14 protein-coding genes are annotated in these 13,133 nt (G+C 67.4%); 9 read left to right on the top strand and 5 right to left on the bottom strand.

Annotation, left to right across the window (positions count from 1 at the left end; all coding sequences use genetic code 11):
* The first annotated feature begins 49 nt into the window (after positions 1-49).
* The 8 genes from iscR to iscX all read left to right on the top strand — a co-directional run bounded on the left by iscR (position 50) and on the right by iscX (position 5,859).
* Positions 50-604 (top strand): Fe-S cluster assembly transcriptional regulator IscR, encoded by a 555-nt coding sequence (gene iscR / locus EHF44_RS17265; RefSeq protein ID WP_124684782.1) that lies wholly within the window; start codon positions 50-52, stop codon positions 602-604.
* A 74-nt stretch (positions 605-678) separates the two neighbouring features.
* On the top strand, positions 679-1,899 hold the full coding sequence (locus EHF44_RS17260) for an IscS subfamily cysteine desulfurase (protein WP_124684781.1): 1,221 nt from the start codon (positions 679-681) through the stop codon (positions 1,897-1,899).
* Between the two features lie 54 nt (positions 1,900-1,953).
* Complete coding sequence (gene iscU, locus EHF44_RS17255; RefSeq protein WP_061956036.1) at positions 1,954-2,355, top strand: Fe-S cluster assembly scaffold IscU; 402 nt, start codon at positions 1,954-1,956, stop codon at positions 2,353-2,355.
* Between the two features lie 81 nt (positions 2,356-2,436).
* On the top strand, positions 2,437-2,757 hold the full coding sequence (iscA, locus tag EHF44_RS17250; protein ID WP_124685157.1) for an iron-sulfur cluster assembly protein IscA: 321 nt from the start codon (positions 2,437-2,439) through the stop codon (positions 2,755-2,757).
* Between the two features lie 105 nt (positions 2,758-2,862).
* Positions 2,863-3,381: a Fe-S protein assembly co-chaperone HscB gene (gene hscB, locus EHF44_RS17245; protein ID WP_124684780.1), complete on the top strand. Its 519-nt coding sequence runs from the start codon at positions 2,863-2,865 to the stop codon at positions 3,379-3,381.
* Positions 3,382-3,390: 9 nt separating this feature from the next.
* On the top strand, positions 3,391-5,256 hold the full coding sequence (hscA, locus tag EHF44_RS17240; protein WP_124684779.1) for a Fe-S protein assembly chaperone HscA: 1,866 nt from the start codon (positions 3,391-3,393) through the stop codon (positions 5,254-5,256).
* Positions 5,257-5,303: 47 nt separating this feature from the next.
* Positions 5,304-5,642: an ISC system 2Fe-2S type ferredoxin gene (gene fdx / locus EHF44_RS17235; protein ID WP_124684778.1), complete on the top strand. Its 339-nt coding sequence runs from the start codon at positions 5,304-5,306 to the stop codon at positions 5,640-5,642.
* Positions 5,643-5,664: 22 nt separating this feature from the next.
* The gene (iscX, locus tag EHF44_RS17230) at positions 5,665-5,859 is read left to right on the top strand and encodes a Fe-S cluster assembly protein IscX (protein WP_124684777.1); all 195 of its coding nucleotides are present in this window, start codon (positions 5,665-5,667) and stop codon (positions 5,857-5,859) included.
* 90 nt (positions 5,860-5,949) lie between these two features.
* Here the strand turns inward: iscX and EHF44_RS17225 are convergent, their stop codons facing one another.
* The 4 genes from EHF44_RS17225 to prfB form a co-directional block, all read right to left on the bottom strand.
* Positions 5,950-6,603 (bottom strand): glycine zipper 2TM domain-containing protein, encoded by a 654-nt coding sequence (locus tag EHF44_RS17225; protein ID WP_124684776.1) that lies wholly within the window; start codon positions 6,601-6,603, stop codon positions 5,950-5,952.
* A 259-nt stretch (positions 6,604-6,862) separates the two neighbouring features.
* The gene (gene lysS / locus EHF44_RS17220) at positions 6,863-8,398 is read right to left on the bottom strand and encodes a lysine--tRNA ligase (RefSeq protein WP_124684775.1); all 1,536 of its coding nucleotides are present in this window, start codon (positions 8,396-8,398) and stop codon (positions 6,863-6,865) included.
* A gap of 49 nt (positions 8,399-8,447) precedes the next feature.
* Entirely contained in the window at positions 8,448-9,218 is a 771-nt protein-coding gene (locus EHF44_RS17215; protein ID WP_124684774.1) for an SDR family oxidoreductase, read from the bottom strand.
* 112 nt (positions 9,219-9,330) lie between these two features.
* Positions 9,331-10,435 (bottom strand): peptide chain release factor 2 gene (prfB, locus tag EHF44_RS17210; RefSeq protein WP_124684773.1). Its coding sequence is split into 2 segments (ribosomal slippage): positions 9,331-10,353 and positions 10,355-10,435, totalling 1,104 coding nucleotides; the frame shifts between segments, so codons are not numbered across the junction.
* A gap of 210 nt (positions 10,436-10,645) precedes the next feature.
* Between prfB and EHF44_RS17205 the strand changes: the two genes are divergently transcribed.
* Positions 10,646-11,392, top strand: a complete 747-nt coding sequence (locus tag EHF44_RS17205) for a peptidoglycan DD-metalloendopeptidase family protein (protein WP_124684772.1) — start codon at positions 10,646-10,648, stop codon at positions 11,390-11,392.
* Between the two features lie 40 nt (positions 11,393-11,432).
* On the opposite strand, the gene recJ is transcribed toward EHF44_RS17205, so the two are convergent.
* Positions 11,433-13,133: a single-stranded-DNA-specific exonuclease RecJ gene (gene recJ / locus EHF44_RS17200; protein WP_124684771.1), complete on the bottom strand. Its 1,701-nt coding sequence runs from the start codon at positions 13,131-13,133 to the stop codon at positions 11,433-11,435.

The raw sequence follows: 13,133 nt of genomic DNA, 5'->3' as shown, positions 1-13,133 counted from the left end.
TATCTTAAACTCGACCGAAATTCTCAAGTATTCCCTCTCCCCGAGCATCATGAGACTGACCACCAAAGGCCGTTTTGCGGTAACCGCCATGATCGACCTGGCCATGCGCCAGGATCAGGGCCCTGTCACCCTGGCAGGCATCAGTCAGCGTCAGAAGATCTCCCTGTCGTACCTGGAGCAGCTTTTTGGCAAGCTGCGCCGTCACGAGATCGTGGAAAGCGTGCGCGGTCCGGGCGGCGGCTACAGCCTGGCGCGCAAGGCCGAAGACGTGACGGTGGCGGACATCATCATCGCCGTCGACGAGCCGCTGGACGCCACGCAGTGCGGCGGGAAGGGCAATTGCAATGGCGACGACGGATCGGGCCGCTGCATGACCCACGAGCTGTGGGCCACGCTGAACCAGAAGATGGTGGAGTACCTGGATTCCGTTTCGCTCAAGAACCTCGTTGACCAGCAACGCGCCCGCCAGCCCGCCGTGCTGCACGACATGCGCGACGACGCCGCGCAGCAGCCGGTGACGGTGTCGCGCTCCAAGGCGGACAAGCAGGAAAAGCCGGCGCGCGCCCGCGTGGTCAATTCGGTGTTCAGCCTGGCACAGTCGTAAGCAAGGTTGCGGCACCTGCATTAAACTATCGGTAGGCAGTACGCGATTAGCGATCCCTATAAGGCAGTCATAAGATGAGCACCACCCCACATTTCCCGATCTACATGGATTACTCGGCCACCACGCCGGTGGACCCGCGCGTGGCGGACAAGATGATTCCGTATCTGCGCGAGCAGTTCGGCAATCCGGCCTCGCGCAGCCACGCCTACGGCTGGGACGCCGAGCGTGCCGTGGAAGAGGCGCGCGAGCAGGTGGCCGCGCTGGTGGGCGCCGATCCGCGCGAGATCGTGTGGACGTCGGGGGCTACCGAGTCGGACAACCTGGCCATCAAGGGCGCCGCGAACTTCTACTCGGGCAAGGGCAAGCACATCATCACCGTGAAGACCGAGCACAAGGCCGTGCTCGACACCACGCGCGAGCTGGAGCGCCAGGGCTTCGAGGTGACGTACCTCGACGTCAAGGACGACGGCCTGATCGACATGGACGTGTTCAAGCAGGCGCTGCGCCCGGACACGATCCTGGTGTCGGTGATGCTGGTCAACAACGAGATCGGCGTGATCCAGGACGTCGAGCAGATCGGCGAGATCTGCCGCGACAAGGGCATCATCTTCCACTGCGACGCCGCGCAGGCCACCGGCAAGGTCGGTATCGACCTGGGCAAGCTCAAGTGCGACCTGATGTCGTTCTCGGCCCACAAGACCTATGGCCCGAAGGGTATCGGCGCGCTGTACGTGCGCCGCAAGCCGCGCGTGCGGATCGAAGCCCAGATGCACGGCGGCGGCCACGAGCGCGGCATGCGCTCGGGCACGCTGGCCACGCACCAGATCGTCGGCATGGGCGAGGCGTTCCGCCTGGCCCGCGAGGAAATGGCGACCGAGAACGAGCGCATCCGCATGCTGCGCGACCGGCTCTGGAACGGCCTGTCGTCGATGGAAGAGGTGTATCTGAACGGTTCGATGGAACACCGCGTGCCGCACAACCTGAACGTCAGCTTCAACTTCGTCGAAGGTGAATCGCTGATCATGGCCATCAAGGACGTGGCCGTGTCGTCGGGTTCGGCGTGCACGTCGGCGTCGCTGGAGCCGTCGTACGTGCTGCGCGCCCTGGGCCGCAACGACGAACTGGCACACAGCTCGATCCGCTTCACGGTTGGACGTTTTACGACGGAATCGGAAATCGACTACACCGTCGAGCTGCTCAAGAGCAAGATCGGCAAGCTGCGCGACCTGTCGCCGCTGTGGGAGATGTTCAAGGACGGCGTCGACCTGAATTCGATCCAGTGGGCCGCGCACTGATCGCGACCCGCGTCACAACAAGAACCCCATAAAGATTCGTCAGAGGTAACCAAAATGTCTTACAGCAACAAGGTTCTCGACCACTATGAAAATCCGCGCAACGTCGGTTCGTTCGACAAGAACGACGACGCGGTGGGCACCGGCATGGTCGGCGCCCCGGCCTGCGGCGACGTGATGAAGCTGCAGATCAAGGTGAACGAGGCGGGCGTGATCGAGGACGCCAAGTTCAAGACCTACGGCTGCGGCTCGGCCATCGCGTCGTCGTCGCTGGTGACCGAATGGGTCAAGGGCAAGACCGTGGACCAGGCGCTGGAGATCAAGAACACCCAGATCGCCGAGGAACTGGCGCTGCCGCCGGTGAAGATCCACTGCTCGATCCTGGCCGAGGACGCCATCAAGGCGGCGGTCGAGGACTACAAGAAGAAGCACGGCGGCGCCGAGCAGAAGGCTGCCTGACAGCGGCCTGCCGCGTCAGATGGTTTGGTGTGGCCACGCGCGCTCCAGCATGTGCGCGTGGCGTTCGACAGCAAGGCAAAGATGATCACGATGACCGAAAAGGCGGCGAAGCACGTCGCCCGTTACCTGGAACGCCGCGGCAAGGGCCTGGGCCTGCGCCTGGGCGTGAAGACCACCGGCTGCTCCGGCCTGGCCTACAAGCTTGAGTACGTGGACGAGCTGCAGCCAGAGGACCAGGTGTTCGAGACCCATGGCATCAAGGTGATCGTCGATCCGAAGAGCCTGCCGTACATCGACGGCACCGAGCTCGACTTTGCGCGCGAAGGGTTGAACGAGGGCTTCCGCTTCAACAACCCGAACGTCAAGGACGAGTGCGGCTGCGGCGAGTCGTTCCGGGTCTGAGGGCCGGGCCTCGCCGCGGATCGGCTACCGATACGCGGCGCGGCGACACGACAAGGGGCGGCATGACCGCTCCTTTTTGTTGCGACTGTTTGGGAACCACGTGCTTTGAAAGACGATTTTTTCTCGCTGTTCGGGCTGCCTGCCCGGTATGAAGTGGACGAGGCCGCGCTGGACGCGGCCTATCGCACGGTGCAGTCGCAGGCCCATCCGGACCGCTTTGCCAACGCCGGCGACGCCGAGCGCCGCGTGGCCATGCAGTGGGCCGCGCACGCCAACGAGGCGTACCGCACGCTGCGCCAGCCGCTCAAGCGCGCCATCTACCTGCTGCACCTGCGCGGCGTGGACATCCAGGCCGAGAGCAACACGGCGATGGCCCCGGCCTTTCTGATGCAGCAGATGGAATGGCGCGAGGCGCTGCAGGACGCGGTGGACGCCCGCGCCGTGGACCGGCTCGACGCGCTGCTGCGCGAGCTGCGCCAGGAAAAGCGCGAGCGCCACGCCGCACTGGGCGCGCTGCTCGATGCCGGCGACGACGAGTCCGCCGGCGCCGCCGCGCGCCAGTTGATGTTTATCGAGAAGATCGAGCACGACGCCAGCGAGGCGATCGATCGGCTCGAAGATTAGAAGATTCCCATGGCACTGCTTCAGATTTCCGAACCCGGCATGTCGCCGGCGCCGCACCAGCGCCGCCTGGCCGTCGGTATCGACCTTGGCACCACCAATTCCCTGGTGGCCGCCGTGCGCAACAGCATTCCCGAAGTCCTGCCCGACGACGATGGCCGCGCGCTGCTGCCGTCGGTGGTGCGCTACCTGCCGGACGGCCGCGCCCACATCGGCTACAAGGCGCAGGACGAAGCGGTGCGCGACCCCAAGAACACGATCGTGTCGGCCAAGCGGTTCATGGGCCGCGGGCTGCGCGACGTCTCGAACATCGAGCACAGCCCGTACGACTTTGTCGACGCGCCAGGCATGGTGCAACTGAAGACCGTGGCCGGCATCAAGAGCCCGGTCGAGGTGTCGGCCGAGATCCTGGCCACGCTGCGCCAGCGCGCCGAGGATTCGCTGGGCGACGATCTGGTTGGCGCCGTGATCACGGTGCCCGCGTACTTCGACGACGCGCAGCGCCAGGCCACCAAGGATGCGGCCCAGCTTGCCGGGCTGGACGTGCTGCGGCTGCTGAACGAGCCGACGGCGGCGGCCATCGCCTACGGGCTGGACAACGCGGCCGAAGGCATCTACGCCGTGTACGACCTGGGCGGCGGCACGTTCGATATCTCGGTGCTCAAGCTGACCAAGGGCGTGTTCGAGGTGATGTCCACCGGCGGCGATTCCGCGCTGGGTGGCGACGACTTTGACCAGCGCCTGCTGTGCTGGATCGTCGAGCAGGCCGGCCTGCAACCGCTGTCGGCCGAGGACACCCGGCTGCTGATGGTGCGCGCCCGGGCCGCCAAGGAAGCGCTGTCGGCCAGCGACAGCACGGTCATCGACGCGGTGCTGACCACCGGCGAGATCGTGCACCTGCCGCTGGACGCGCAGACGTTCATCGACATCACGGCCCATCTGGTGCAGAAAACGCTGGCGCCGGTGCGCAAGGCGCTGCGCGATGCCGGCGTGACGCCCGAGGACGTCAAGGGCGTGGTGCTGGTGGGCGGCGCGACGCGCATGCCGGCGATCCGCAAGGCCGTGGGCGAGTATTTCGGCCAGCAGCCGCTGACCAACCTGGACCCGGACAAGGTGGTGGCGCTGGGCGCCGCCATGCAGGCCAACCTGCTGGCCGGCAACCACGCGCCGGGCGAGGACTGGCTGCTGCTCGACGTGATTCCGCTGTCGCTGGGCGTGGAGACGATGGGCGGGCTGGTCGAGAAGATCATCCCGCGCAACAGCACCATTCCGGTGGCGCGCGCGCAGGAATTCACGACGTTCAAGGACGGCCAGACCGCGATGGCGATCCACGTGCTGCAGGGCGAGCGCGAACTGGCCAGCGACTGCCGCTCGCTGGCGCGCTTCGAGCTGCGCGGCATCCCGCCGATGGTGGCCGGCGCCGCGCGCATCCGTGTGACGTACCAGGTGGACGCCGACGGGCTGCTGTCGGTGTCGGCGCGCGAGACGCTGTCGGGCGTGGAGGCGTCGGTGTCGGTCAAGCCGTCGTACGGGCTGGCCGATGACGACATCGCGCGCATGCTGCAGGACAGCTTCCGCGAGGCCGAGCACGACATGAAGACCCGCGCGCTGGCCGAGGAGCGCGTGGAGGCCGAGCGGCTGGTGGAAGCCACGCGGCGCGCGCTGGAGGTGGACGGCGACCTGCTGTCGGCCGAGGAGCGCGGCGCCGTGGACGCGCTGATCGCCCGCGTGACCGAGATTGCCACCGGCGACGACCATCGCGCGATCAAGGCCGCCGTGGAGCAGTTGTCGCACGGTACCGACGAGTTTGCCGCCCGCCGCATGGACCGCTCGATCAAGAGCGCGCTGGCCGGGAAGAAGGTGCAGGAACTGGGCTGAACGCCAGACCGCCACCACACGCGCCAAGCCTGCGAATAAGGATAGAAATGCCACAGATCATTGTTTTGCCCCACGTAGAGTTGTGCCCCGAGGGCGCCGTTTTCGAAGCCGGTAGCGGCACGACCATTTGCGACGCGCTGCTCGCCAACGGCATCGAGATCGAGCATGCCTGCGAGAAGTCCTGCGCCTGCACCACGTGCCACGTGGTGGTGCGCGAGGGGTTCAACTCGCTGGAAGACGCCGAGGAAAAGGAAGAAGACCTGCTGGACAAGGCGTGGGGGCTGGAGCCGAACTCGCGGCTGTCGTGCCAGGCCGTGGTCGCCGACACCGACCTGACCGTCGAAATCCCGAAATACACGATCAACCACGCCAAGGAAGGCCACTAAGGCCCGCGCGAGGAGTTATCCGATGAAATGGACCGATACCTACGACGTTGCCGCCGCGCTGTATGACAAGTTTCCCGATGTCGATCCGCTGACGGTGCGCTTCACGCAGTTGCGCCAGTGGGTGCTGGAGCTGGACGGGTTCGACGACCTGCCCGAACGCTCGGGCGAGAAGATCCTGGAGGCGATCCAGCAGGCGTGGATCGAAGAGGCGGCCTGACCGCCGCCCTGCGGCCCGCACCGGGTCAGCCCGAAAAAAAAGCACGGCAGATCGCCGTGCTTTTTTGCTTGACCGGCGCGCGCCGGTGGATCAGCCGCGCACCAGCACCCCGCGCTCCAGGTGGACGCGCTCGCCCACCTCCACCCCCGGCGGGTTCTGGTACGTGAACGTGCGGCGCGTGCCGTCGTCCATCTTCACGCTGACGCGGTAGCTCTTGTCCTTGTTCAGCTTCTTCTCGGCGTAGTTGCCGCCGAAGCCGCCGGCTGCCGCGCCGGCCACCGTGCCAAGGATCCGGCCATTGCCGCTGCCGATCTGGTTGCCGACCAGCCCGCCAACCACCGCGCCACCGAGCGCACCCAGGCCGCTGGTCGGCTTTTCAGCCTCCACCACCTGCACGCCCGTCACGCGGCCCGCCGTGTGGCTGGGCTTGGGCGCCTGCTGGGGCTCGGCCTGCGCCTGCTGGGCGGCGGGGGGCGGCGGCGCAGCGTCATAGGCAGGCGGCCGCGTGGTCGATCCCGGCGCCGGCTGCGTTCCGGCCGGCGGGTCCACGTTCTGACTGTAGTTCTGGCTATATTGCGATGCCGCCGGCTCGGCGTTCGGGGTGGCCTTGCCCACCGGCAGCACGCCGGTCACGGCCGCGACGGCCGTCAGGCTGGCAATCACCACCGCAATCGCCGCCGTCGCCACCAGCGGATGAATCCGCCGCGAAGGGGGGAGGGAAGGAAGCGTGTTCGGACCAGACATCGTCGAATCTCCAGGTTGCTGCAGCGACGCAGCCAATACTTGAAGTTTCTCCGATCAGCGGGACGATTTCCGTTCGATTTTGTAAGGGTTTGTTGCGCGGAAATCGCTTTGGAATCAGTGGGTTACGGCGGATGTCGGCGGGTGTCCGACGAGGGCGGCGTAACAATTGGCGGTGGTGACTGAATCCGCGATGGTTTGCTCCCCTCTCCCGCAGGCTGTACAGCAGGCGGGCGAGGGGAGCAAAGAAAAAAACCGCCGCTCAATCCTCCCGCCGCAGATGCGGGAACAGGATGACGTCGCGGATGTTCGGGCTGTCGGTCAGCAGCATGACCAGGCGGTCGATGCCGATGCCGCAGCCGCCGGTCGGGGGCATGCCGTATTCGAGCGCGCGGATGTAGTCGGCGTCGAAGTACATCGCTTCCTCGTCGCCGGCGTCCTTTTGCTCCACCTGCTTGCGGAAGCGTTCGGCCTGGTCTTCCGGATCGTTCAGCTCCGAGAAGCCATTGGCAATCTCGCGGCCCGTGATGAACAGCTCGAAGCGCTCGGTGATGCCGGGCTGGGTGTCGGACCCGCGCGCCAGCGGCGAGACCTCGACCGGGTAGTCGACGATGAAGGTCGGTTCCCAGAGCTGCGACTCGGCCGTTTCCTCGAACAGCACCAGTTGCAGCGTGCCCAGGCCGGCGTTCAGGAACTGGGGCGCGCTGGTGTTGATCTTGAACTTGTCCTTCAGCTCGGCGCGCAGGAAGGCGGCGTCGGCCAGTTGCGCGTCGGTGTACTCGGGCGCGTATTTCTGGATGGCCTGGCAGATCGTCAGGCGGTGGAACGGTTTGCTCAGGTCCAGCTCGCGGCCCTGGTACGTCAGCACGGCGCTGCCGCTGGCGTCCACGGCGGCCTCGCGGATCAGGTTCTCGGTGAAGTCCATCAGCCAGCGGTAGTCCGTGTAGGCCGCGTAGAACTCCATCATCGTGAACTCGGGGTTGTGGCGCGGGCTCACCCCCTCGTTACGGAAATTGCGGTTGATCTCGAACACGCGCTCGAAGCCGCCGACGATCAGCCGCTTCAGGTACAGCTCCGGCGCGATGCGCAGGAACATCTGCATGTCCAGCGCGTTGTGGTGCGTGATGAACGGCTTGGCCGCGGCGCCGCCCGGAATCGGGTGCAGCATCGGCGTTTCCACTTCCATGAAGCCGGCGTCGGCCATGTGGCGGCGCAGCGACGACATGGCCTTGGTGCGGGCGCGGAACGTGTCGCGCGTTTCCGGCGAGACGATCAGGTCGACATACCGCTGGCGGTACTTCATTTCCTGGTCGGCCAGGCCGTGGAACTTGTCCGGCAGCGGGCGCAGGCTCTTCGACAGCAGGCGCAGCTCGCGCACCTGCACCGACAGCTCGCCCTTGTTGGTGCGGAACAACTCGCCGCGCGCGCTGATGATGTCGCCGAGGTCCCAGTGCTTGAACGCCGCGTAGACGTCCTCGCCCACCTTGTCGCGCGTGATGTAGAACTGGATCTGGCCGCTGCCGTCCTGCACGGTGGCAAAGCTGGCCTTGCCCATCACGCGCTTGAGCATCATGCGCCCGGCGATCGACACCTCCACGGGGCTTGCCTCCAGCGCGGCCTGGTCGGTCTCGCCGTACTGGGCGTGCAGCGCGCCGGCCTGGTGCGTCGGGCGGAAATCGTTCGGGAAGGCCACGCCTTGCTCGCGCAGGGCCTGCAGCTTCTCGCGCCGCTCGGCGATGATCTTGTTCTCGTCTACGGCAGGCGCGTCGGCGGCGGGCGTGCGGGTCGGTTCGGTCATGATGTCAGGTTCGGCCGCGCGGGACGGGTGCCCCGCGCGATGGGTCGGTTCAATGGTTGCGGATGTCGTCGAGCTCGGTCTGGCCGAAGTCGGGGCGGTCCAGGTAGGCGGCGATGCGCTGCGCGACGTCGTCCGGCGAAGCGAGCTGCTCGTTGGCCTTCAGGTCGCGGAAGCGCTGCACCTGCGCAAAGTCGGCGCCGCGGATGGTTTCCTGCATGCCGGTGTCCACCACGCCCGGGGCCAGCGCCACGGCGCGCACCGCCCGGTCGCCCGGCAGGCCCGCGTATTCGGCGTTGACCGAGCGGATGAACATGTCCAGGCCAGCCTTGCCGGCGCAGTAGGCGCTCCAGCCCTGCACCGGGTTGCGGGCCGCGCCCGACGAGATCGCCAGCACCTTGCGCGGGCAGTCGAAGCGCGCGGTGGCGTCGATGAACGCGCCGGTCATCGTCATCGGCGTGACCAGGTTGGTCTGCAGGTGCGGCACCAGCGTGTTCTCGTGCAGCGCCGTGATCGGGCCGATCGGCTCGACCACGCCGGCGTTCAGGATCAGCGTCACGCTGGCCGGGGTATCGTCGACGGCCTCCAGCACGCTCGCCAGCCAGCCGGCCGACGGGCCGGGCTGCGACAGGTCCTGCAGGTGCCACGCCACCGGCACGCCGCTGGCCGCGGCTTCGCGTTCCAGGTCGGTGTTGCGGCTGCGGGCCACGCCGATGACGCGGTTGCCCGGCTTGAGCAGCGCGCGCACCAGCGCGGCGCCCAGGCCGCGCGAGGCGCCGGTGACGATGTAGAGGTGGGTGGAGCGGGGCGATCCGTTGGACATGGCGAGGACCTGTTCGAATGAGACAGCGGCTTCGGGGGTGGAGACTCTGGGTTGTCGTCGCACCGCCCCGCCGGCTTGGGGGCCGGCGGGCGGGGCTCGGGGTCTTGCGGCGTTACAGGCCCTGTTTCAGGCTGGCCTCGATGAACGGGTCGAGGTCGCCGTCCAGCACCTTCTGCGTGTTGGACATTTCCACGTTGGTGCGCAGGTCCTTGATGCGGCTCTGGTCCAGCACGTACGAGCGGATCTGGTGGCCCCAGCCCACGTCGGTCTTGCCGGCTTCGAGCTTGTCGGCCTCGGCCTGGCGCTTGCGCATCTCGTGCTCGTAAAGCCGCGATTTCAGCATCGACATGGCCTCGGCACGGTTGCGGTGCTGCGAGCGGTCGTTCTGGCACTGCACGACGATGCCGGTCGGGATGTGCGTGATCCGCACGGCCGAATCGGTCTTGTTGATGTGCTGCCCGCCGGCGCCCGACGCGCGGTACGTATCCACGCGCAGGTCGGCCGGGTTGACCTCGACCTCGAACGAGTCGTCCACCTCGGGGTAGACGAACACTGACGAGAACGACGTGTGGCGCCCGCCCGACGAATCGAACGGCGACTTGCGGACCAGGCGGTGCACGCCGGTCTCGGTGCGCAGGTAGCCGAACGCGTAGTCGCCCTCGATCTTGATCGTCGCGCTCTTGATGCCGGCCACGTCGCCTTCGGACTCTTCCAGCACCTCGGCCTTGAAGCCCTTGCGCTCGCAGTACTTCAGGTACTGGCGCAGCAGCATCGACGCCCAGTCGCACGCCTCGGTACCGCCCGCGCCGGCCTGGATGTCGATGAACGCGTTGGCCTGGTCCATCTCGCCCGAGAACATGCGCCGGAATTCCATGTCGGCCACGATGGCCTCGAAGCCCTGCACGTCGGTCTCGATCGACACCAGCGTGTCGTCGTCACCTTCCTCGCGCGCCAGCTCGAACAGCTCGTCGGCGCCGCTCAGGTCGTCGGTGAGCTTGCCGAGGGTCTGCACCACGGCTTCCAGCGCCTTCTTTTCCTTGCCCAGGTCCTGGGCGCGCTTGGGGTTGTTCCAGACGTCCGGGTCTTCCAGCAGTCCGTTGACTTCGTCTAGGCGGTTTGCTTTGACATCGTAGTCAAAGATACCCCCGTAGATCTTCCGTCCGGGAACGGAGATCGGAGATGGCACCGGAGATGGCGTTGAGGCGTTCTGCTTCCATGGAGATTCCTAGATTCTGCGCTTGCAAAACACGGAATTATAGCGGATCGGCGGCCCGATTCCGCCGCCGCCTGCACGATGGGCGGCACCTTTTCGCTGAACTGTTCGGGAGGCGAACTGTCTGTTGCCAGACATTGGTGGCCGGCAGTTGCCGATTTTTGGTGTGACTTCGGCGACAATGGCGGCCACGATCAGGAGTTTCCCCGTACGCATGACAGGAATCCACGCAGTCCATCCCCACGCCCGGCATCGCCCGGGCGCCCGCCGCCGTTTGCTGGGGCGCCTGGCGGCGCTCTCGCTGGCCGCCGCGCTGGCCGCCTGCGGCACCACGCCCAGCGAGCCGGCGCCCGAGGGCTACTACCGCGTCGAGCGCGGCGACACGCTGTACTCGATCGCCCGGCGCCACAACCGCTCGGTGTCCGAACTGGCGCGCTGGAGCAACATTTCCGATACCAGCCAGATCGAGGTCGGCCAGCTTGTCCGGGTCAAGCCGCCCGCCGGCGCTGGCATTTCGGCGGCCAAGGCCAACGACCGGCCCGCCACGCAGGCCACGCCGCCGCGCGGCACGGCGTCCGAGCCGGCCCCGTCCCGGCCGCCCGCCAGCGCCATCCGGCTGCAATGGCCGGCCGACGGGCGCGTCACGGGCAGTTTCTCGCCCCCGGCCGAAAAGGGCCTGCGCATCGAGGTACCGGCCGGCGGCAAGGTGCGCGCCGCCGCGCCGGGCTGGGCCATCCATGTGGGCACGCTGCGCGGCTACGGCCAGCTGGTCATCATCAAGCACAACGACGACTGGCTGACCGTCTACGGCAACCTGGACCGCCCGCTGGTCAAGGAAAACGACCGCGTGGCGGCCGGCCAGGACATCGGCAGCATGAGCCGCGCCAGCGAACTGCACTTCGAGGTGCGTGGCAACGGCAAGCCGGTGAATCCGGCAAGCTATCTGCCGCCGAGGGGGTAGGCGGGTTGGCCGACCTTTGTTGAGGTTGGGGACGTAATCCCTACTGCGCGTGTTCCACCACCAACTGCACGCGCGTCACGCCGTTGAACGTGTTGTTGTCGAGCCGGTAGGCGACCAGTGCGCTGGCGCCGTCCAGCGCGTCGGCGTGGTTGAACCAGATCGCGTCGAAGCGCTGGCTGCCGCGCCCAAGCTGCAGCTTCAGGTGCTTGCCCTTGAGCACGGTCTGGCGCAGCACCTCGAATTCGCCCGAGAACGTCGGCGGCGGAAAGCCCTGGCCCCACACGTGGCCCTCCAGCAGCGTCACGAATTCCGGGCTGAAGCAGGCGTCCTCGATGTCGCCGTCGGTCTCGATCACGCGGGCAAGCTGATCGTCGTTGAGCCATTCGCGGCCGACGGCCTCGAAGGCCGCCACGAATGTGTCGAAATGCTCGGCGCGGACGGTCAGCCCGGCCGCCATCGCATGGCCGCCGAATTTCACCAGCAACCCCGGATGGCGCTTGGACACCAGGTCCAGCGCGTCGCGCAGGTGGAAGCCCGGGATCGAGCGGCCGGAGCCCTTGATGTGGTCGTCGTCCCCGCGCGCGAACGTGATGGTCGGGCGGTGGTATTTCTCCTTGAGCCGCGACGCGACGATGCCGATCACGCCCTGGTGCCACGTCTCGTGGAACACGCTCACCGTGTAGCGCGACGCCGGGTCCAGCCCGTCCAGCGGCTGCTCCAGGATCTGCAGCGCCTCCTGCTGCATGCCGGCCTCGATGTCGCGCCGCTCGCGGTTCATCCCGTCCAGTTCCTGGGCGATTTCCCACGCGCGGTTGGCGTCGTCGGTCAGCAGGCATTCGATGCCCAGCGACATGTCCGCCAGCCGCCCGGCCGCATTGAGCCGCGGGCCCAGCCCGAAGCCGAGGTCGAACGTGTTGGCGCGCGCCGCCTCGCGGCCGGCCGCCCGGAACAGCGCGGCCACGCCCGGGTGCATGCGCCCCGCGCGCATCCGCTTGAGCCCCTGCGCCACCAGGATCCGGTTGTTCGTGTCCAGCTTGACCACGTCGGCCACGGTGCCCAGCGCCACCAGGTCCAGCAGCGTCTGCAGCGGCGGCTGCGTGTCCTTCGTGTAGACGCCGCGCTGGCGCAGCTCGGCGCGCAGCGCCAGCAGCACGTAGAACATCACGCCCACGCCGGCCAGGTTCTTGCTCGGGAACTCGCAGCCGGGCTGGTTCGGGTTGACGATCACGGCCGCGTCGGGCAGCACCGCGCCGGGCAGGTGGTGGTCGGTCACCACGACGTCGATGCCGCGCGCATTGGCGGCCGCCACGCCGTCGACGCTGGCGATGCCGTTGTCGACCGTGACGATCACGTCGGGCTGCTGCCGGGCCGCCAGTTCGACGATCTCGGGCGTCAGCCCGTAGCCGTACTCGAACCGGTTCGGCACGATGTAGTCCACGCGCGCGCCCAGCATGCGCAGGCCGCGTACGCCCACCGCGCAGGCGGTGGCGCCGTCGCAGTCGTAGTCGGCCACGATCAGCAGCTTGCGGCCCGCGGCGATGGCGTCGGCCAGGTAGGTGGCCGCGTGGCCGATGCCTTTCATCCGCGACGGCGGCACCAGTTCCGGCAGGTCGGTGGCCAGTTCGGACGGATGCAGCACGCCGCGCGCCGACAGGATGCGGGCCAGCGTGGGATGCAGGCCGGCCGCGGCCAGCACGCCGGCGTGTTCGTGGGAATGGGAGCGAATGGCGATCCGGGTCAT

The sequence above is a fragment of the Cupriavidus pauculus genome, assembly GCF_003854935.1.
GTDB lineage: Bacteria > Pseudomonadota > Gammaproteobacteria > Burkholderiales > Burkholderiaceae > Cupriavidus > Cupriavidus pauculus_C.
The sequence above is the reverse complement of the archived record's forward strand: the minus strand, read 5'-3'. Positions and strand labels throughout refer to the sequence as shown.

Bases quoted from the DNA above. Each gene is read 5' to 3' on its own strand.
- iscR (WP_124684782.1), top strand. From the start codon at position 50: ATGAGACTGACCACCAAAGGCCGTTTTGCGGTAACCGCCATGATCGAC.
- EHF44_RS17260 (WP_124684781.1), top strand. From the start codon at position 679: ATGAGCACCACCCCACATTTCCCGATCTACATGGATTACTCGGCCACC.
- iscU (WP_061956036.1), top strand. From the start codon at position 1,954: ATGTCTTACAGCAACAAGGTTCTCGACCACTATGAAAATCCGCGCAAC.
- iscA (WP_124685157.1), top strand. From the start codon at position 2,437: ATGATCACGATGACCGAAAAGGCGGCGAAGCACGTCGCCCGTTACCTG.
- hscA (WP_124684779.1), top strand. From the start codon at position 3,391: ATGGCACTGCTTCAGATTTCCGAACCCGGCATGTCGCCGGCGCCGCAC.
- fdx (WP_124684778.1), top strand. From the start codon at position 5,304: ATGCCACAGATCATTGTTTTGCCCCACGTAGAGTTGTGCCCCGAGGGC.
- iscX (WP_124684777.1), top strand. From the start codon at position 5,665: ATGAAATGGACCGATACCTACGACGTTGCCGCCGCGCTGTATGACAAG.
- EHF44_RS17225 (WP_124684776.1), bottom strand. From the start codon at position 6,603: ATGTCTGGTCCGAACACGCTTCCTTCCCTCCCCCCTTCGCGGCGGATT.
- lysS (WP_124684775.1), bottom strand. From the start codon at position 8,398: ATGACCGAACCGACCCGCACGCCCGCCGCCGACGCGCCTGCCGTAGAC.
- EHF44_RS17215 (WP_124684774.1), bottom strand. From the start codon at position 9,218: ATGTCCAACGGATCGCCCCGCTCCACCCACCTCTACATCGTCACCGGC.
- EHF44_RS17205 (WP_124684772.1), top strand. From the start codon at position 10,646: ATGACAGGAATCCACGCAGTCCATCCCCACGCCCGGCATCGCCCGGGC.
- recJ (WP_124684771.1), bottom strand. From the start codon at position 13,133: ATGACCCGGATCGCCATTCGCTCCCATTCCCACGAACACGCCGGCGTG.